This is a genomic window from Cedecea sp., assembly GCF_036500665.1.
In the GTDB taxonomy this organism is placed as follows: Bacteria; Pseudomonadota; Gammaproteobacteria; order Enterobacterales; family Enterobacteriaceae; genus Cedecea.
The window spans coordinates 1-19836 of sequence record NZ_DASYBS010000025.1; the positions used below are offsets into that span (position 1 = coordinate 1).

Sequence of the window (19836 nt, forward strand, 5' to 3'; positions counted from 1 at the left end):
CCCAACTCAGACGGGGTTGAGCTGCCGGGAGCAGCGAAAGAGAGCGATCGTCGGGAACGAATCGCGAACGACCCCGAATGTTTGGGTGATAGCCGGTGGGTTTACCGCTTCAGCGGCGATGAGCTCGCCGGGCGCCGGGGCTGTCCGGGGGATGGCGTGATCCCCCGGACACGTTCACCGTATCTAAACGTACAGGGAAAATAGATTTACGGGTGAACGGAACCTGAGCCGCCCCTGCATACGAGTGAATGTTACTGGACGGTAAAGGCGACTGTTCAAGCTGAGAACCAGCCCGCAACTGGAAACCCCCGTCAAATTTCCTTATCATTAGCGCTTCCCCTCTGAGCCACGCGAGTGTCCCGTGCACGAAATTTTTACTATGTTGCTGGCGGTATTCGATCGCGCGGCGCTGATGCTTATTTGCCTTTTCTTCCTGATTCGCATTCGACTGTTCCGCGAACTGCTGCACAAAAGCGCCCACACGCCAAAAGAGCTGCTGGCGGTCACGGCCATCTTCTCGATGTTCGCTTTATTCAGTACCTGGTCAGGCGTGCCGGTTGAAGGCTCGCTGGTCAACGTGCGCATTATCGCGGTGATGTCCGGCGGCATTCTGTTTGGCCCCTGGGTAGGCATTATTACCGGGCTGATTGCCGGGACCCACCGCTACCTGATTGATATCGGCGGCATTACCGCTATTCCCTGTTTTATCACCAGTATCCTGGCCGGGATAATTGCCGGCTGGATCAACCGCAAAGTGCCGAAAGAGAAGCACTGGCGGGTCGGGATCGTCGGCGGCATGGTGTGCGAAACCATGACCATGATTCTGGTCGTGCTCTGGGCACCAAGCACCGCGCTCGGCCTCGATATCGTCTCTAAAATCGGCGTGCCAATGATCCTCGGCTCGGTGTCTATCGGCTTTATCATCCTGCTGGTACAAAGCGTGGAGGGTGAAAAGGAGGCCAGCGCCGCCCGCCAGGCCAAGCTGGCGCTGGATATCGCCAACAAAACGCTGCCCCTGTTCCGCAAGGTCAATAGCGAGTCACTACGCCAGGTTTGCAGGATTATTCGTCAGGATATCGACGCGGATGCGGTGGCCATTACCGATACCGAAAAAGTGCTGGCCTACGTCGGGCTGGGTGAAAATAACTACCATGAGAATGACCAGGCCTTCAGTCCGCGCACCCGTCAGGCATTGAAAGAGGGACGCATTATCATCCGTAATGATGATGAAGCCTGGCGTACTCCGGAAATTCACTCCCTGATAATCATCCCGCTGTGGGAAAAAGGTGTGGTCACCGGTACGCTGAAAATCTATTATCGTCACGCCCACCAGATAACCTCAACACTGCAGGAAATGGCCGTCGGCCTGTCGCAGATTATCTCCACTCAGCTGGAGGTTTCCCGCGCTGAACAACTGCGCGAAATGGCGAATAAGGCCGAGCTCAGGGCGCTGCAAAGCAAAATAAACCCACACTTCCTGTTCAATGCGCTGAATGCGATCTCTTCCTCTATCCGCATGAATCCGGACACCGCACGGCAGCTTATCGTCAACCTGTCACGCTATCTGCGCTATAACATCGAGCTGAACGACGACGAACAGATTGATATCCGCAAAGAGCTTTACCAAATTAAGGATTACATCGCCATCGAGCAGGCGCGCTTCGGCGACAAGCTGACGGTTATCTATAACATTGATGAAGAAGTTAACTGCCGTATTCCCAGCCTGCTTATCCAGCCGCTGGTAGAAAATGCCATCGTTCACGGCATCCAGCCCTGCAAAGGTAAGGGCGTGGTGACGATAAGTATTGAAGAGAGCGGCAACCGGGTGCGCATTGCGGTGCGCGATACCGGCAACGGCATCGATCCTAAAGTGATTGAGCGCGTTGAAAATAACGAAATGCCGGGCAATAAAATTGGCCTGCTGAACGTACACCATCGCGTCCAGCTATTATACGGCGAAGGGCTGATTATTCGCCGCCTGGAACCAGGTACCGAGATAGCTTTTTACGTGCCACGCGCCATCCCCGCCGCCGCCCGCCCACAGGAAGGGAGAGAAGTATGAAGGTGATCATTGTAGAGGATGAGTTCCTGGCACAGCAGGAGCTTAGCTGGCTGATTAAAAACCACAGCGAGATGGAGATCGTCGCCTCTTTTGACGACGGCATGGACGTGCTCAAGTATTTGCAGCACCACGACGTTGACGCCATCTTTCTCGACATCAATATTCCGTCGCTGGACGGGGTGCTGCTGGCGCAGAACATCAGCAAGTTTGCCCATAAGCCGTTTATCGTGTTTATCACCGCCTGGAAAGAGCATGCGGTAGAAGCTTTTGAGCTCGAAGCCTTCGACTACATCCTGAAGCCGTACCAGGAGTCGCGCATTATTGGCATGCTGCAAAAGCTTGAGGCCGCTTATCAGCAGCAAACCTCTCAGCCTGCCGCAACTCATGAGAATCGTGATGCCACGACGATTAACCTGATCAAAGACGAACGGATTATCGTTACCGACATCAACGATATTTACTACGCGGAAGCCCACGAGAAGATGACGTTCGTTTATACGCGCCGCGAGTCTTACGTGATGCCGATGAATATCACTGAGTTTTGCAGCCGCCTGCCGGAGAGCCATTTCTTCCGCTGCCACCGCTCTTACGTGGTAAACCTGAGCAAAATCCGCGAGATAGAACCATGGTTCAATAACACCTATATTCTGCGCCTGCGCGATCTGGATTTTCAGGTGCCGGTGAGCCGAAGCAAGGTGAAAGAGTTCAGGCAGCTCATGCGCCTGTAAAAAAGGGGATCAGGCGGGCGCAGCGCGCCCGCACCGTATTACAGAATCTGCCCCAGCGTCTGGCGCAAATGCGCCCCGGCGCCCAGCAGCCCCGGCTGATCGTGAACAATCAGGTAGACGGGAATATCCTTCACGTACTCTTTGAAGCGTCCTTTATCTTCAAACCCGCCGCGGAAGCCAGAAGCCTTAAAGAATTCCAGGAATCGCGGCACGATGCCGCCCGCGATATACACCCCGCCAAAGGTGCTCATGTTCAGCGCCAGATTGCCGCCAAAACGCCCCAGGATCACGCAGAACAGCGACAGCGCGCGACGGCAGTCGGTGCAGCTGTCGTCCACCGCCTTCTCGGTGACATCCTTTGGCTGGTAGTTTTCCGGCTCACGGCCATCTGCCTTGACGATGGCGCGATAGAGGTTAACCAGGCCCGGGCCGGAAAGGATGCGCTCGTTCGAGACGTGCCCAAGCTCTTTACGCAGCTGCTCCAGAATGATGCCCTCTTCTTCACTGTTCGCGGCAAAATCTGAGTGGCCGCCCTCGCCCGGCAGGCTGATCCAGCGTTTGTCGACGTGAACCAGGTGAGAAACGCCCAGCCCGGTGCCCGCGCCGTACACCACAACCGGTTTACCTTCAACGGGCTTGTCGCCGCCGAACTGGATCAGGTGCTCTTTTTTCAGCGCCGGAATGGCCATCGAAACGCCGGTAAAGTCGTTAATGATTTCCAGATGATCGAAGCCGAGGTTTTTCTTCATTTCGGCGGTTGAAAACGCCCAGGTATGGTTGGTCATCTCCACCCAATCACCGTTTATCGGACAGGCAATCGCCACACACCCTGACTGCACGCTGATGTTATGTTCTTTGAGATAGTGCTGAATCACGGCTTCCAGGCTCGGGAAATCAAGACCGGAGTAGGTCTTTGCCTGTGAAATATCACCCGTGCTCAAATCGCATAGCGCCAGACGTGCATTGGTGCCGCCGACATCTCCCACCAAAGCATATTTTGTCATTCTCAAACAGCTCCGCTAAAGTCAGAATAAGTTCTGGCAACACTGTAAAATTAGCCAGCCGAAACAACAACGACCATCATCCAGGTGCGGTGTGATTATTGAGCCAGGTCACATTCTGGCTTTACCGTTTCAGCCCTGGTTGCAATGCGGCTTATGCCTTTTTGTCTTTACGCCGTGCGACTTCCCATTGTAAGGATTGACTATGCTCCATCCGCGAGCCAGAACCATGCTGGTACTTTCCATTCCGGCTCTGATTATTGGCGTCTTGTCCAGCCTGGTGCTAATTGTCGTAATGAAGGTCGCCGCTGTGTTACAGGCGTATCTATGGGCCACCCTGCCCACAGAGCACGGTTACGATCCTCATTCACCCTTTTGGATAATCCCGATCTTGACCTTAACCGGCGTGGCGGTCGGGCTGGTTATCCGTTTTCTACCGGGCCACGGCGGGCCAGACCCGGCAACCGAACCACTTATCGGTGCGCCGGTGCCCGCAATGGCCATACCGGGCCTGATTATGGCGTTGGTTATCGGTCTTGCCGGTGGCGTTAGCCTCGGGCCGGAACACCCGATTATGGCCGTGAATATTGCGCTCGCGGTTGCGCTAGGCGCCCGTGTATTGCCGAAGGTCAGTCCGCTGGACTGGACGATTCTCGCCGCAGCAGGCACCCTCGGCGCATTATTCGGAACGCCCGTTGCCGCCGCGCTTATCTTTTCGCAAACGCTCGGCGGGAATAACGAAGTGCCGCTGTGGGACAGGCTGTTTGCCCCATTAATGGCGGCTTCCGCAGGGGCGCTAACCACCAGCATTTTCTTCCATCCACACTTCGCCCTGCCGGTTGCCAACTACCCGGAAATGCACATTGAAGATCTGTTCAGCGGCGCGGTGGTTACCGCTATCGCCATCGCGATGGGCATGGTGGGCGTCTGGTGCCTGCCGAGGCTGCACCGCCTGATGCATCAGCTAAAACAGCCGGTGCTTATCCTCGGCGTCGGTGGTTTTTTGCTTGGTCTGTTGGGGGTAATTGGCGGCGAAATCACCCTGTTTAAAGGCCTGGACGAAATGCGCCAGCTGGCCGTCTCCGGCTTCTCGGTTTCATCGCTGCTGCTGTTTGCGGTGGTGAAGCTGGCGGCGCTGGTTGTTGCCGCCGCCAGCGGTTTCCGGGGCGGGCGTATTTTCCCGGCGGTATTTGTGGGCGTGGCGCTGGGCATGATGCTGCACCAGCATGTCGAGGCCGTTCCCGCCGCGATTACGCTGTCGTGCGCCGTCCTTGGCCTGGTGCTTGTGGTAACTCGTGATGGCTGGCTGAGCCTGTTTATGGCGATGGCCGTGGTGCCGGACGTCAAACTCCTGCCCCTGCTGTGCATCGTGATGTTACCCGCCTGGCTCCTGCTGGCGGGTAAACCGCTGATGATGGCCGGGCGGTCGAATCGCTAGTGCTCCATTTCTGAGTTGCGTTTGCCCAGCGAGCTGGTGACCGCTCGCAGCAGCTCGGGAATGTCCTGCTTCGGCAGTACCACTTCCACCAGCGCCAGCCTTTCCGGGCTGGCCAGTTTCTCCAGCACGGCGGCGAGCTGTGCGGTTTCGGTCACTCGCCAGCACTCGGCGAGGCTGTCAACGCTCATCGCCTGCGGCAAACGGGTCCAGTCCCAGGCCGCAATATCGTTATAACGCTGTTCAGGGCCATGAATAGCGCGCTCAACCGTGTAACCCTCATTATTCAGCAACAGAATGACCGGCTTCTGGCCGTCACGCTGCATGCTGCCCAGTTCCTGAATCGTTAGCTGGGCAGAACCATCGCCTATCAGCAGTACCACACGACGGTTCGGCCATGCGGTCTGAGCACCAAACGCCGCCGGCAGCGTATAACCTATCGATCCCCAGAGAGGCTGTACGATGAAAGTTGCGCCTGCCGGCAGGGTTAACGCTGCTGCGCCGAACGCCGCTGTACCCTGATCGGCCAGAATGATATCCCCCGGCTGTAGGGCATTTTGCAAGGTTTGCCAGAACGCGTGCTGGTCAAGCCTGCCATTTTGACTGACAGGCAGTGCCGGTGGCCTCTGGTTTGCTTCAGGCCACGTTGCGGCATGACGAATGCACAGCTGCTGCAAAATATCTATCGCCTGCGCCATGGGAATGCCGCTGAACCAGCGCTCGGCGACCCGTACCGCCTCCGGCTGGACCTCAATCGTCTGCTGCTGGCTTAGCTTCTGGCTGAAACCGGCCGTGATGGTATCGGTAAATTTCACGCCCACGCAGATAACCAGCTCCGCGCCTTCAATCCCCTGCTTCACCTCCGGCGGGCTGGCCGCCCCGCTGTAGGTGCCCAGGAAACCGGGTTTGCTTTCATCAAACAGCCCTTTCCCCATCAGCAGCGATGCGTGCGGCACGGGCGCGCTGTTCATCCATTGCTGGAGCGTGTTCTGTAGCCCATGCCGCTGAGCGAGAAAATCAGCCAGCAGCGCAACGCTGCGGCTTTCGGCAATTTTGGCCTGCGCACAGTGGCGGAACGCTTCCAGCGTCGCGGGTTCAGCTACCGTTTTACTGGCGACCAGCCGTTTTGACGGTCGGGTAGCCGGGGCCTCGGCGACATCGCTTGGCAACAGCAGATAACCCGGACGCTGCTGCCTGAGAGCCTCAAGAATCACCCGATCAATTTCGCTGCAGGCGTTGGCCGCGGTCAGCGAAGCCTGGGCCACCGACACCTCGGAGGCAATGCGCTGGAAATGCTGGAAATCTCCGTCGCCCAGCGAGTGGTGCAGCAGTTCTCCGCGCTGCTGGGAACGGGTATTTGGTGCGCCGACGATATGGATAACCGGCAGATGCTCAGCGTAGCTCCCCGCCACGCCGTTAACGGCGCTCAGCTCGCCGACGCCAAATGTGGTCAGCAGCGCAGCCGCGCCTTTACAGCGGGCGTAGCCGTCGGCCGCATAGGCCGCGTTGAGCTCATTAGCACAGCCCACCCAGGCAAGCTGCGGGTGGGCAATAACATGATCCAGAAACACGAGGTTATAGTCGCCAGGCACGCCGAAAAGATGGCTGATGCCGCATTCGTTGAGCCGGTCGACCAGATAGTCTGCCACACAGTAGCGCATAGGATTTTCCTTCTATGAGGGCTTGCTGTGAGTATTGAGTAACCGGGATCGGTGTCGAGAATATATCCAATTTTGGGGGTGGAACGTGGAATTTACAGTGGAATACGGCGTATTCTGATGCACATTGCGGTTGTGAAAACGTATACACTCATTTCACTGTTACCTATAAGGATGGCAATAATGACCTGGCAGCCTGACCCCGAACGCTATACCTCCATGGAATACCGTCGCTGCGGCCGCAGTGGCCTGAAACTGCCCGCTATTTCACTTGGCCTTTGGCATAATTTTGGCGACGAAACGCTGCTGGAAACCAGCCGCCAGCTGCTGAGAAAGGCGTTTGATCTCGGTATTACTCATTTCGATCTCGCCAATAACTACGGGCCACCTCCCGGCTCGGCTGAGTCCAACTTTGGCCGTATCTGGCGGGAAGATTTTCATCCATACCGCGACGAGTTGATTATCTCCACGAAGGCAGGTTACACCATGTGGGACGGGCCTTACGGCGACTGGGGATCGCGCAAGTATCTGATTTCCAGCCTTGACCAAAGCCTGCGGCGTATGGGGCTGGAGTACGTGGATATCTTCTATCATCACCGTCCGGATCCGGAAACGCCGCTCGAGGAGACAATGCGCGCCCTTGACCATGTCGTACGCCAGGGCAAAGCGCTGTACGTCGGAATGTCTAACTACCCGGCAGAACTGGCGGAAAAGGCCATCGAGATCCTGAACGATCTGGGTACCCCCTGCCTGATCCACCAGCCGCGTTACTCGATGTTTGAACGCTGGGTTGAAGGCGGCCTGCTGGATCTGCTGCAAAGCAAAGGCGTCGGCAGCATCGCCTTTTCCCCTCTCGCCGGCGGCCAGCTCACCGACCGCTATCTGGCCGGCATTCCCGCTGACTCACGCGCCGCCAGCGGCAGCCGCTTCCTCAATCCCGACCAGATAACCGAAGAGAAACTGAGCAAAGTCCGCAGGCTCAATGTGATAGCGGAACAGAGAGGGCAGAAGCTTTCGCAGATGGCATTAGCCTGGGTACTTCGCGACGAAAAGGTTACCTCCGTACTGATTGGCGCCAGCAAAACCAGCCAGATCGAAGATGCCGTTGGCATGCTAAGCAGGCGTGGTTTCAGCGAGCAGGAACGCGCTGCAATCGAGGCCATTTTGGTGTAAACGCTTACCTTCTCTCCCTGAGTCAGCCGCTAGCTTGTGCAAAAAGTGCTGCCGTCTTTGATTTAGGAATTGTGTAGTTCATCGGACTGTTTGTCGGTTTGTAATATTGTGTTAACAAGCCGCAACACGGCTAAGAGAACCAGGGAGAGAAAGTATGTTCAGGTCATTAATGCTTGCCCTTGCCTTACTGGCCGCGGCGCCGATGGTGGCTAACGCGGGTGAAATCACCCTGCTGCCGTCGGTTAAGTTACAGATTGGCGACAGGGATTATCGCGGTAATTACTGGGACGGCGGCAGATGGCGCGACCGCGACTACTGGCACCGAAACTATGAATGGCGCGATCGCGGCTGGCATCACCACCGTGGCTGGAACAAAGGCTGGGATCGCGGTCGCAACAGCTACGAACGCGGATACCGTGAAGGCTGGAGAGATCGTGACGACCATCGTGGCAGAGGCCATGGACACCACCACTGACAAAAAAGGGCTGGATTATCCAGCCCTTCTTTCTTTATTTGGCAAGATTAGTTGCCAAACAGCGTCCCGAAGATTAACCACAGGTTGAGCGCCACCACCACTGCCACAATCGCCCAGCCGACAAGCTTCACCCAGCGAACGTTAACCAGGTCTCCCATCAGCTTTTTGTCGCTGGTAAACACCAGCAGCGGCACCAGCGCCAGAGCAATCCCGAAGCTCAGCAGAACCTGGCTCATCACCAGGATACGCGTTGGGTCGAGCCCCATCATAATGACCACGAAGGACGGCGCCATGGTAATAGCCCGGCGAACCCACAGAGGGATATAAAAGCGCACAAACCCCTGCATCACCACCTGCCCGGCCAACGTCCCGACGACCGTTGATGACAAACCAGCCGCCACCAGGCTAAGGCCAAAAATCGTGGCCGCCGCATGGCTTAGCAGCGGCTCCAGCGTTTTATAGGCATCTTCCAGCTCGGCAACGCCGGTGTGCCCGGTAAAGTGAAACGCCGCTGCGGCGGTCGCCATCATCGCCAGATTAACAAAGCCGGCAATGGTCATAGCAATAGCCACATCCCATTTGGTCGCGGAATAGCGCTCTGCCCGATTTCCCGCATGCAGGTGCTGGGTCAGTGAAGAGTGCAGGTAAATCACGTGCGGCATGATCGTAGCACCCAGCACGCCCGCGGCAAGATAAACCGCTTCAGAGGTTGGCAGGCTGGGGATTAACATTCCTTTGCCCAGCTCCGCCACCTTCGGCTGGGAGAATATCAGCTCAACGATGTAGGCCGCGGCCACAAACAGCAGCAGCCCGCCAATCACTTTTTCCAGCGGCTTCTGCCCCCGACTTTGCAGCATCAGGATCAGGAAGGTGGCGATCCCGGTCAACACCGCGCCCTGCAAGAGCGAAACGCCAAGGATAAGCTTGAAGCCGATGGCTGCCCCGATAAACTCGGCGAGATCCGTCGCCATCGCGATAATTTCCGCCTGTACCCAGTAAATCCACACCAGCGGACGCGGGTAATGGTCGCGGATTTGCTCCGCGAGGTTTTTGCCGGTGGCGATCCCCAGCTTGGCAGAAAGCACCTGAATCAGCGCTGCCATCAGGTTTGCCCACACCACCACCCACAGCAGCTGGTAGCCGTAGCTCGCCCCGGCCTGAATATTGGTCGCGAAGTTACCGGGATCGATATAGCCGATAGCGGCGATAAACGCCGGCCCCATCAGCGCCAGCCGTAGCTTGCGCGCGGTGCGCCCGGTATTGCTGTCAATGCGACTGCTTGTCATCTTCTGCCTCTGAGATATAGCCTTTGCTATGTTTCATGCTATCAAAATGAGAATGGTTATCAAGTTCATTTAATACGGGGAAATTGATTTCTCTGATAGCTGAAAACGATATGCAGGAGGCGTGAGATGGTGGATCTGGATGCCGGTTAACGGATTAACATTTGACCAACGTGTAAGCTGTTAACCAGCTATCCTAACGTAACTTTTAGCTTCTTTACTTAACATAGCAGAAATGTATGGTGGATCACTATTTTTGCGTTCCGTCACAGCTCATCACTATAGTGTGGAATTGATCTCGTTTTCTTATTGCTTGTTACATAGAATGTGCAACGAAATTAAACCTGCCTCATATTTGGAGCAAATATGTCCCGCGTTTTGCACTTTGTTTTAGCGCTTGCTGTGGTCGCGCTGCTGGCTTTGCTGGTTAGCCCTAACCGCAAGCAAATTCGTATTCGCTTTGTCATTCAACTGTTGGTGATCGAAGTATTACTGGCCTGGTTCTTCCTGACTTCCGACGTCGGCCTGGGCTTTGTAAAAGGCTTCTCCGAGATGTTCGAGAAACTGCTGGGCTTCGCTAACGAAGGGACAAACTTTGTCTTCGGCAAAATGAACGACGAAGGCCTGGCATTCTTCTTCCTGAAGGTGCTGTGCCCTATCGTGTTCATTTCTGCGCTGATCGGTATTCTGCAGCACATCCGCATTTTGCCGATTGTTATCCGCGCTATCGGTACCGTGCTTTCTAAAGTCAACGGTATGGGTAAGCTGGAATCCTTTAACGCCGTAAGCTCGCTGATTCTGGGACAGTCAGAAAACTTCATCGCCTATAAGGATATTCTCGGCAAGATGTCGCGCAACCGCATGTACACCATGGCGGCAACCGCGATGTCTACCGTGTCCATGTCAATCGTGGGCGCGTACATGACTATGCTGCAGCCAAAATACGTGGTTGCCGCGCTGGTGCTGAACATGTTCAGTACCTTTATCGTGCTGTCGCTGATCAACCCGTACCGCGTGGATGAGAAAGAAGAAGACCTGCAGATGTCTAACCTGCACGAAGGTCAAAGCTTCTTCGAAATGCTCGGCGAGTACATTCTGGCAGGTTTCAAAGTGGCAATTATCGTTGCCGCTATGCTGATTGGCTTCATCGCGCTGATTTCTGGTCTGAACGCGCTGTTCGCGGCCGTGCTGGGCATCTCCTTCCAGGGCATTCTGGGCTACATCTTCTACCCGGTTGCATGGGTAATGGGCGTGCCGTCCGGCGAAGCGCTGCAGGTAGGCAGTATCATGGCGACCAAACTGGTTTCTAACGAATTCGTTGCCATGATGGATCTGCAGAAGATTGCCAGCTCCCTGTCTCCACGCGCTGAAGGTATCCTGTCCGTGTTCCTGGTTTCCTTCGCTAACTTCTCTTCTATCGGCATCATCGCCGGTGCGATTAAAGGTCTGAACGAAGAGCAAGGTAACGTGGTTTCCCGCTTCGGCCTGAAGCTGGTTTACGGTTCTACGCTGGTGAGTATCCTGTCGGCGTCTATCGCCGCGCTGGTTATCTGATTATTGCGTATTAAAAAGCCGGTGCTGGTCACCGGCTTTTTTTATGCCTGCGATTCTGCCTCGCCACTCCAACACACTCTATTGCGCCCCTGCTGTTTCGCCCGGTACAGGCGAATATCCGCCTGGCTCTGAATGTGTTCCAGGTCACCCTCAGGCGCTTCTTCATGGGAAGCAACACCCAGCGAAGCCGTGACCAGCAGCGTAGTGTCATTCTCAAGTTTTAGCGGCGTATTCACCAGCATTTTGCGTACCCGCTGCGCCACGGCAATCGCCGCATGAAGATCGGTATTGGGCAGGTAGATACAAAACTCTTCGCCGCCTATACGCCCGACAATATCCTGGGTGCGGATCGCCTGCTGGATGCAGCGCGTGGCATGGATAAGCACCCGGTCGCCGACCTGATGCCCAAAGCGGTCATTCACTTTTTTGAAATGATCGAGATCTAACTGAATCAGGGAGTAATCCACATACTGCGGGCTTATGCGTCCAGTCGTCTCAAAGAACCCACGCCGATTAAGGACGCCGGTCAGGTCGTCATGGAGCGCGTGTCGGTGCATTTCCTGCTGCAGCTGTCCCATATTACGAATCAGCCGGCAGATCATACGGTGCGAGCCAAGCAGGATAAGAATGACGGTCAGCCACATCACCACCAGCAGGATGCTAAAACGCCCAAAGTCCTCATGCAGCCCCTGCCCGATCGTCTGGATACTCACCAGAATGGCTCCCGTCCCCCTCACTTGACCGAAAGTGACGTAGGCATAGCCAAAGCGCAATGTTCCGCGGGATTTGTCAGTCAGTTTTTCAAGAATAGCCAGCCGCTGCTTTTCGCTGAGGTGATAGCCATTCTGTGAGCCAACCGGGCGCGTTAGCGGGTTCATCTGCTCATCAAAAAGCAGATAGGCGCTTTGCGTATCTTCCGGCAAAGAACTCGAGAGGAACAGCCGCAGCGTTTGGGTGGTAACCGCAATGCCAAACAGCCCAATCCATCTGTCGTCAAAATCGACGGGGAGCGAGCCGTTAATCAACGTTTTCCCGGTATTGGCGATATTTTGCCGCGTCCAGAACGGCTCACGCCTGGGGTTTAACAGCGGTGAGCCGAGAACAAACGAGCCCTGCTTTGCCAGCGGGTTAGCGCTTTGGACAAGCAGCGTGTTCACATCAGGCGACAGGGAAGCAATAAAGGCGCCGGAGCGCGACATGTAATAGATACTGGAGGACAGGCGGTTACTCCCGCCAGCCAGCGGGAAGAGATCCTGAATGTCACGTAGCGCCTGATACTCGCGCCGGGTTAATCTTTCGCTTTCATCTTCAGATTGATTCTTAAAGTACAGAACGCTATCGGGGATCGGTAAGCTTTGAATATGCAGCGGCGACAGTGTCTCTTTGTTACTGGCTCTGGAGGTCAGCTGCGACAGCGGCGTAAACTGCGGCTCATGCAGCGTTTCAATGAACATTCGGCGCAGGTAGCGCAGGTTGTCCATTTGATATTGAGATTTGCTTTCAAGCCTGGCGGTGACGCTTTCAAGATGGCTGAGCTGGCTGGTGCGATAGCCGTGGTTGAACAGCTCGCCCTGCTGCCAGAACAGGAACGTTATCAGCAGAAAGAGCGACAAAAAGCACACATGGGTTATGCGTAATGTCTTGACCAGTGGCTGGTGAATATAGCTCATCAACGATGTGCTCACGGTGATTCCTTTTTATGGCGCAAAGGAGTGCGATCGGTGCGTCAACTGCTGTAGCGGCTCGGGTTTCCCCACCAGATAACCTTGCAGGAACTGTACACCAAGCTGCAACAGGATTTCGCGTTGCTCTTCCGTTTCGACATACTCAGCGACAACGGTCAGCGGTTTGGCCGCCGCCAGTTTGCAGATGGATTTCACGATCAGTCTGTCCATGACATCGCTGGTGATATCCCGGACAAAACAGCCATCAATTTTAATGATGTCCGCCTGCAGTTTTTTCAGACGCTCATAGTTAGCGTAGCCTGTCCCAAAATCATCAATAGCAATCCTGAAACCGTTCTCACGCAGTAGCGCAATATTTTGGTTAGAGGTGTCGGAGTTGGAGAAGGCCTGCTCTTCCGTGACCTCAATAACCACCGCGCTGGTTGGCACCTTATTAGCGTCAAACTGCGCAACAATCTTTTGAGCAATGTCTTTTTGCATCAGCGTGAGCGGCATCAGATTGACCGAGAAACGTGCCTGCCGCGTATCGCCGGGGTGCTTAGCAAGCCACGCCAACAGCATCTTCATTACCATCATGTCAAAACGGGTACTGAGGTTAAACTCGGCGATAATGGGGATAAATTTATCCGGGGTAATGTTCTGACCGTCAATCACCAGGCGGCTGAGGATCTCATGGTAGCCTTTCCCCTGGCTGTCGACTATCGGCTGAGCGTAGAGCTGGAAGGCCTCATCGTCTATTGCTCGCTTTATCTTTTGCAGCAGTAATACGCGCTCGGTGGTTTGCCCTGAAACCGCCTGCAATCTTGAATCCAGGCCAAGCACACGCTGTACGTCGCTGGCTTTCTCTGCCAGGTAGCTTAATTGCCCAAGCGTGCGCTGCAGTTCTTCGGGAACATCAACAATTCCCCATGAAGCCCCGTATTCAATTTCAAGGAGAGTATTGTGCCAGGGGATTTTTTTATTATTCAGTTGATCAACAAAATAGGTTAGCCGAGCTTCTGTTTCTCCGCCTCGTAAAAACAAAAGCAATTCGCTGCCGGGAAGCTGAAATATTTTTTCACCGTCAAGCAACCATGGCTGTAATTCTCTGGCAATGGTTTTCTTGCAGTATATTCGCATCATCATGCCGTAATGTCGGCTAAGAAATTCAAAGTTAGCCATTCTCAGGCAGCACAGCGAACCGGTCGGGTAAGCCCGAATATGTTCTTCAAGTGCACGTAAATTGGGTAGATTTGTTAAAGGATCGGTCTGCGCCTGTAGATGATAAATGCGCTTCATCCATTCATTTTTATGGTAGGAAATGGCCATGTACAACAGGCAAACAGTAAATGAAATAAATACTGAAAGAATAAACGACAAAGCGTATTGCGTATTAACACCCTGCAAAAAACCGGTGTTGTAGGTCAGTAATACCCATGCTGAAATCCCCCACAGCAGGGAAACCAGCTTTGCGCCAAGACGGCGGATACCGAGCGTGAACAGCACAAAGACAACCGGTACCAGATAGCCGGAAATCAGTTCACTGTGCCATGGCGAACACATCACCAACAGGTATAACCCCCAGGCAACCAGCCAACACGGCGTATAAAAACGGTGCTTATCCTGCCTGTAATGCTGCACACCGCGCCGCCAGAAACCGACGGCAAAATGCGGGTTCAGGAGCATGCGCAGCGGGTAATAGAAAAGCGGCGTGAAGATCAACGACGCCGCTATCAGGTTAAGCACATCGACAATCATGTAGATAACTGAGCCACCGCCGAAAAATGGCGCGAGTTCAGGCGGATACGCTATGACTTTACCCACGAGGTACATCAGCAGTTTGATACTAAACGGAGCAACAAACCCGAGCCAAAAAATACGCTGCCCCATCCCCTTGTTTGGCAACCCAAAACGCCAGCGGCGGCCAACATAATAGCGGGTAATCAGACTGGCAATCAGTAGAGGGAATAGCAGACAGAAAATAAAAGCAACCAGCGGAACAACCGGTAAATCAAGAAGCCGGGCATAAATAGCCAGAACACCTGCCCCTAACGGTAAAATCGCCTGCCGTCCGTAAATAATTATCATTGCCATAATAAAGCTTAACGGCAGGTAGGCCAGATAGGTTTTATGCCCATCAACAATGGTCGTTGGTGAAATAACACGAGAAAAAGGAATAAAGAGAAAACACAAGGCCAGGGCAATCGCTATTTTTCTTATCGTTTTGTGAATAATCATAGGCCGCAGTGTTAAGTTTATGTAATTGCTGAAATATCGGTTTCGGTCGGGAAGAGTACGTTTATTTATTGAGCGAATCAAGTTACAGAAAAGCCCAAAAGAAAATCTTACCGCCCAGCAGAAATAATAGAACAAGCCGACATAAATAGAGACATTTTTACCAAGCGACAGCCTGAGGAAAGGAGGGGTTGATGCGCTAAAAACAAAAACCCCCGCCGAAGCGAGGGTTTTAAATTTTGGTGGAGCTAAGCGGGATCGAACCGCTGACCTCTTGCATGCCATGCAAGCGCTCTCCCAGCTGAGCTATAGCCCCACAGACAAACTTAAGTGACACGGTACCAATCTTGCTGGTGAAGATTTGGTGGAGCTAAGCGGGATCGAACCGCTGACCTCTTGCATGCCATGCAAGCGCTCTCCCAGCTGAGCTATAGCCCCTAACCGTACAACCTTGTCGTGTTGACGGGCGGCATAATATGAAACCCAACAAACAGTGTCAACGGCAAATTGTTCTTCCGCGATCAATCGCCTAAAAAGCCATCGCATCAGGCAATTCCAGGTTGCATATCATCCCGTTGTAGTTAATTCTGTCACAGTTTCACGTTAGGCAGTTCAATAAAATGAACCACTAATTAACGCCCTTTCGGCCGCAATGAAAAGGAATCACTGTGCTCAAGGAAAGAATGACACCTGAAGAATTAGCCATCATTACCGGCTATAGTCGCCAGACCATCAACAAATGGGTTCGCAAAGAAAACTGGGAGACCTCGCCTAAACCCGGTGTTCAGGGCGGTAAAGCGCGGTTAATTCATATTGATGAGCAGGTTCGGGAGTTTATCAACAGTGCCCGACGAGTAACGGAAAATACCGCTCGCTATAGTGTGATCGATGCGTCGCTGGAAAACCTGCTGATTAATTCGGTGCAGCAAATGTCCGACAGCGAACAGCAAAAGATGTCTGCGATGCTGCTGCGAGATGGGATTGCTGGCTTACTGAAACGTTTGGGTATTCGCGATAACGAATAAAAAAAGCCGGCACACTAACCGGCTTTTTGCAGCGCTAAAGCTTTCGCTTACTGCTGTACTTCACGCTCGCTGATAAAATCGAGCGCTTTGTTGATGCGCGCAACAGAGCGCTGTTTACCGATCGCATGCACGGTAACATCAAGACCAGGAGACTGGCCTGCACCGGTAACGGCCACGCGCAGCGGCATCCCTACTTTACCCATGCCCACTTCCAGCTCATCGGCCGTCGCCTGAATGGCGTGATGAACGTTTTCTGCCGTCCAGTCGCTCAGCGCGGCCAGCTTGTCACGCACCACTTCAAGCGGCTGACGCGCAACCGGGCGCAGGTGTTTCTTCGCCGCATCGGCATCAAACTCGCTGAAATCTTCATAGAAGTAGCGGCAGGTCTGCGCCATTTCTTTCAGGGTTTTGCAACGCTCGCCGAGCAGTTTCACCAGCGCTGACAGCTGCGGACCATTGCGGGTATCAATGTTTTCCTGCTCGATGTGCCACTGCAGGTGGGTCGCCACGTACTCTGGCTCCAGCGTATTGATGTAATGGTGGTTCAGCCACTGCAGCTTCTCAGTGTTGAAGGCGCTGGCCGACTTGCTTACCGCGTTCAGGCTGAACATCTCAATCATCTCTTCGCGAGAGAAGATCTCCTGGTCACCGTGGGACCAGCCCAGACGCACCAGATAGTTCAGCAGCGCTTCCGGCAGATAGCCGTCGTCGCGGTACTGCATCACGCTCACCGCACCGTGGCGTTTAGAAAGCTTTTTACCGTCGTCGCCGTTGATCATGGAGACGTGCGCATAAAGTGGAACCGGCGCGTTCAACGCTTTCAGGATGTTGATCTGGCGCGGCGTGTTGTTGATATGGTCTTCACCACGGATCACGTGGGTGATCTCCATATCCCAGTCGTCCACCACTACACAGAAGTTATAGGTTGGGGAGCCGTCGGTACGGCGGATGATCAGATCGTCCAGCTCCTGGTTGCTGAATTCGATCGGGCCACGAATCTGGTCGTCAAAGATGACGGAGCCTTCCTGCGGGTTGGCAAAACGCACGACGCACGGTTCGTCATCAGCGTGATGTTCGTGGCTGTGGCGGCAACGGCCGTCATAACGAGGCTTCTCGTTATTAGCCATTTGTTCTTCGCGCAGTGCTTCAAGGCGCTCTTTAGAGCAATAGCATTTATAAGCCGTCCCTGCGGCCAGCATCTCATCGATGGCCTGGTTGTAACGATCAAAACGCTTGGTCTGATAGTACGGGCCCTCATCCCACTGCAGGCTCAACCAGTTCATCCCGTCCATAATCGCTTCAATCGCTTCCGGGGTTGAACGTTCGAGATCGGTATCTTCTATACGCAGCACGAACTCGCCTTTGTTATGACGAGCGAAAAGCCAGGAGTAGAGAGCAGTACGGGCACCGCCAACGTGCAGATAGCCTGTTGGGCTTGGCGCAAAGCGAGTTTTGATTTTCATTAAACGGCCTTAGTTACACATATTTGCCGGCAAAGCGGCAATTGCCAGGGAAAATTAACAGGCAACATTCTATCACTGTGCGCTAATTCCTCAATGTTGATGCCTGCAGATAGCCGTAAAGCAGAGAATTTGATGATAAATCAAACGCCAATGCATGTTTCTTGATCGCATCGTTTAATTTTAAGACGAACGAACAAAAACTTTAGAAAAGGCGTTGACTCATTTTCAACTGTCCCTATAATGCGACTCCACAAACCGGGGGTGATTAGCTCAGTTGGTAGAGCATCTCCTTTACACGGAGGGGGTCGGCGGTTCGAGCCCGTCATCACCCACCACTCTTTAAGAGTGACCCGGAATGTACAGTAAGAGATTTAGAGATGGGTGATTAGCTCAGTTGGTAGAGCATCTCCTTTACACGGAGGGGGTCGGCGGTTCGAGCCCGTCATCACCCACCATCTCCTCTTACCGAATTAGCAGTACCGAAGTTTGGGTGATTAGCTCAGTTGGTAGAGCACCTCCTTTACACGGAGGGGGTCGGCGGTTCGAGCCCGTCATCACCCACCATCGGGTCGTTAGCTCAGTTGGTAGAGCAGTTGACTTTTAATCAATTGGTCGCAGGTTCGAATCCTGCACGACCCACCAATGTAGAAAGGCGCCCTAAAGGCGCCTTTTTGCTATCTGCCGTTTAATCCCCTTAGCAAAAAGTCATCAACTTCCCCATACCCAGGCCGATAATGCCATTACCTATTCCATTCCTCTGAAGGAAAGATAATGACAACTATCAGCAGTTCCGCGCCGGTAGGCATACAGGCAAGCGATGTCAGCGGCAGCAGCGCCTCCGGCAGCTCGGATAACAGCACTGCGGCACAAATTGCGCAAATCACGAAAAAAATCTCTCAGCTTACCCAAAAGCTAAAAGAAGTCTCCGGCACCCCGGATCGCACGGCTGAAGAGAAAAAGAAGCAGATTGAGGTTATTCAGGCTGAGATAAAAATGCTGCAGGCCCAGCTGGCGCAACTCCAGCGCAAACAGGCTGAAGAAGCACAGCAAAAAAAGGAACAGCAGCAGATTAAAGCAACAGGCGTGAACAAACCTTCAGCCGACAACAAGATCGATGTTTATATTTAATCTTCAATAAATAGCGGATCGCCTCTACGGGCCAGGGTTAACAGCCTGGCCTGCTCTCGTACCTCCTGCCAGATGACTTCCGCGGCCCGTGAAAGTGAGCGGTTTTTTCGCCTGACCAACATCAGCTGTCGATTGACAACCGGCGTTAATCGCTTTACCACTAACGGCCGCCCCTGAGGCAGCGGTAGCGCCAGCGCTGGCAGCACGCTAAGGCCAATTCCGGCCTCAACCATCGGGTATAGCGTCGTGGGATGGCCAATCTGCTGTACAACATGCACTGCGATCCCCTGCCGAATAAAAGCCTCATCAATAAGCGGGCGGCTACCGGAAGCATAATCCTGTAACACCAATTTTTGCCCCTGCAACGCCTGCCATTCAACCTGCGCCACTTCTGCAAACTGATGGTCACTGCGGCACAGCAACAGGAAGGGTTCGGACAGCACCGTTTCACATTCCAGATCGCTTGCCTGCACCGGATCGATAACCACCCCAAAATCCACCTCGCCCTGACGAATGCTCTGCAGGACCCACTGCTGCGAAGCATCATGAAGGACAAACCGAATATTGGGATAAGCCTCTGCGCAGGCAGCAATAGACTGTGGCATAAGATGTGCTGATAAAGTTTGGCTGGCCGCGACGCGGACCGTGCCGCTAAGCTGATGACCCACAACACGGGCATCAAGAAGCGTTGTCGTTAGCTCTTCCAGCAGCCGTTCCAACCTCGGCGCCAGCTGCTCCCCAGCGGGAGTTAGCACCACCTCCCGCGTGGTACGGTCAAGTAATTTTACCCCCAGCTCGGCTTCCAGTTCCTTCAGACTGTGGCTTACGGCAGACTGGCTAAGACCTATACTCTCCCCTGCGCGGCTAAAGCTGCCGGCATGGGCTACGGCGACAAACACACGAAGCTGACGCAGGGAATAATTCATCTATTTCACTCATCAATGCATGTAAT

15 protein-coding genes and 6 tRNA genes are annotated in these 19836 nt (G+C 54.1%); 12 read left to right on the top strand and 9 right to left on the bottom strand.

What is annotated here, in order from left to right; all coding sequences use genetic code 11:
* Positions 1 to 361 precede the first annotated feature (361 nt).
* Positions 362 to 2062 carry a sensor histidine kinase gene (locus VGM55_RS03620; RefSeq protein ID WP_331634609.1) on the top strand — a complete coding sequence of 567 codons (1701 nt, stop codon included), beginning with the start codon at positions 362 to 364 and terminating at the stop codon, positions 2060 to 2062.
* On the top strand, positions 2059 to 2790 hold the full coding sequence (locus tag VGM55_RS03625) for a LytR/AlgR family response regulator transcription factor (RefSeq protein ID WP_154188713.1): 732 nt from the start codon (positions 2059 to 2061) through the stop codon (positions 2788 to 2790). The genes VGM55_RS03620 and VGM55_RS03625 overlap by 4 nt, the downstream gene beginning before the upstream one ends.
* 38 nt (positions 2791 to 2828) lie before the next feature.
* On the opposite strand, the gene glk is transcribed toward VGM55_RS03625, so the two are convergent.
* Positions 2829 to 3794, bottom strand: a complete 966-nt coding sequence (gene glk, locus VGM55_RS03630) for a glucokinase (RefSeq protein WP_154188712.1) — start codon at positions 3792 to 3794, stop codon at positions 2829 to 2831.
* Positions 3795 to 3996: 202 nt separating this feature from the next.
* Between glk and VGM55_RS03635 the strand changes: the two genes are divergently transcribed.
* Positions 3997 to 5229 carry an ion channel protein gene (locus VGM55_RS03635; RefSeq protein ID WP_331634610.1) on the top strand — a complete coding sequence of 411 codons (1233 nt, stop codon included), beginning with the start codon at positions 3997 to 3999 and terminating at the stop codon, positions 5227 to 5229.
* Here the strand turns inward: VGM55_RS03635 and VGM55_RS03640 are convergent.
* A complete protein-coding gene (locus VGM55_RS03640) occupies positions 5226 to 6887 on the bottom strand; it encodes an alpha-keto acid decarboxylase family protein (RefSeq protein WP_331634611.1) in 1662 nt (553 codons plus the stop codon). The genes VGM55_RS03635 and VGM55_RS03640 overlap by 4 nt on opposite strands.
* Positions 6888 to 7067: 180 nt before the next feature.
* Here VGM55_RS03640 and mgrA point away from each other — a divergent pair, with 180 nt between their 5' ends.
* The gene (gene mgrA / locus VGM55_RS03645) at positions 7068 to 8057 is read left to right on the top strand and encodes an L-glyceraldehyde 3-phosphate reductase (protein ID WP_331634612.1); all 990 of its coding nucleotides are present in this window, start codon (positions 7068 to 7070) and stop codon (positions 8055 to 8057) included.
* A gap of 154 nt (positions 8058 to 8211) precedes the next feature.
* On the top strand, positions 8212 to 8532 hold the full coding sequence (locus VGM55_RS03650) for a DUF2502 domain-containing protein (RefSeq protein ID WP_154188708.1): 321 nt from the start codon (positions 8212 to 8214) through the stop codon (positions 8530 to 8532).
* A 47-nt stretch (positions 8533 to 8579) separates the two neighbouring features.
* On the opposite strand, the gene VGM55_RS03655 is transcribed toward VGM55_RS03650, so the two are convergent.
* Positions 8580 to 9836, bottom strand: a complete 1257-nt coding sequence (locus tag VGM55_RS03655) for an Nramp family divalent metal transporter (protein WP_331634633.1) — start codon at positions 9834 to 9836, stop codon at positions 8580 to 8582.
* 345 nt (positions 9837 to 10181) lie between these two features.
* Between VGM55_RS03655 and VGM55_RS03660 the strand changes: the two genes are divergently transcribed.
* On the top strand, positions 10182 to 11369 hold the full coding sequence (locus tag VGM55_RS03660) for a NupC/NupG family nucleoside CNT transporter (RefSeq protein WP_126355420.1): 1188 nt from the start codon (positions 10182 to 10184) through the stop codon (positions 11367 to 11369).
* 41 nt (positions 11370 to 11410) lie between these two features.
* Here the strand turns inward: VGM55_RS03660 and VGM55_RS03665 are convergent, their stop codons facing one another.
* The 4 genes from VGM55_RS03665 to VGM55_RS03680 all read right to left on the bottom strand — a co-directional run bounded on the left by VGM55_RS03665 (position 11411) and on the right by VGM55_RS03680 (position 15706).
* The gene (locus VGM55_RS03665) at positions 11411 to 13054 is read right to left on the bottom strand and encodes a diguanylate cyclase (protein ID WP_331634614.1); all 1644 of its coding nucleotides are present in this window, start codon (positions 13052 to 13054) and stop codon (positions 11411 to 11413) included.
* A gap of 12 nt (positions 13055 to 13066) precedes the next feature.
* Positions 13067 to 15271: an EAL domain-containing protein gene (locus VGM55_RS03670; RefSeq protein WP_154188706.1), complete on the bottom strand. Its 2205-nt coding sequence runs from the start codon at positions 15269 to 15271 to the stop codon at positions 13067 to 13069.
* Between the two features lie 237 nt (positions 15272 to 15508).
* A tRNA-Ala gene (locus VGM55_RS03675) sits at positions 15509 to 15584 on the bottom strand.
* 46 nt (positions 15585 to 15630) lie between these two features.
* Positions 15631 to 15706 (bottom strand) — tRNA-Ala (locus VGM55_RS03680).
* Between the two features lie 230 nt (positions 15707 to 15936).
* On the opposite strand from VGM55_RS03680, the gene VGM55_RS03685 reads away from it, so the two are divergent.
* The gene (locus VGM55_RS03685; RefSeq protein ID WP_331634615.1) at positions 15937 to 16293 is read left to right on the top strand and encodes a YfeC-like transcriptional regulator; all 357 of its coding nucleotides are present in this window, start codon (positions 15937 to 15939) and stop codon (positions 16291 to 16293) included.
* 47 nt (positions 16294 to 16340) lie between these two features.
* Here the strand turns inward: VGM55_RS03685 and gltX are convergent, their stop codons facing one another.
* Positions 16341 to 17756, bottom strand: coding sequence for a glutamate--tRNA ligase (gene gltX, locus VGM55_RS03690; protein ID WP_154188704.1), 1416 nt, complete (start codon positions 17754 to 17756; stop codon positions 16341 to 16343).
* A gap of 259 nt (positions 17757 to 18015) precedes the next feature.
* Here gltX and VGM55_RS03695 point away from each other — a divergent pair.
* The 5 genes from VGM55_RS03695 (at position 18016) to VGM55_RS03715 (ending at position 18884) form a co-directional block, all read left to right on the top strand.
* Positions 18016 to 18091, top strand: a tRNA-Val gene (locus VGM55_RS03695).
* A 44-nt stretch (positions 18092 to 18135) separates the two neighbouring features.
* Positions 18136 to 18211 (top strand) — tRNA-Val (locus tag VGM55_RS03700).
* A gap of 33 nt (positions 18212 to 18244) precedes the next feature.
* Positions 18245 to 18320, top strand: a tRNA-Val gene (locus VGM55_RS03705).
* Positions 18321 to 18322: 2 nt separating this feature from the next.
* Positions 18323 to 18398 (top strand) — tRNA-Lys (locus VGM55_RS03710).
* 129 nt (positions 18399 to 18527) lie between these two features.
* Positions 18528 to 18884 carry a FlxA-like family protein gene (locus VGM55_RS03715; RefSeq protein ID WP_331634616.1) on the top strand — a complete coding sequence of 119 codons (357 nt, stop codon included), beginning with the start codon at positions 18528 to 18530 and terminating at the stop codon, positions 18882 to 18884.
* Here VGM55_RS03715 and VGM55_RS03720 read toward each other — a convergent pair.
* Positions 18881 to 19810 (bottom strand): LysR family transcriptional regulator, encoded by a 930-nt coding sequence (locus tag VGM55_RS03720; protein WP_331634617.1) that lies wholly within the window; start codon positions 19808 to 19810, stop codon positions 18881 to 18883. The two genes, VGM55_RS03715 and VGM55_RS03720, sit on opposite strands and share 4 nt — an antisense overlap.
* Between the last annotated feature and the right edge of the window lie 26 nt (positions 19811 to 19836).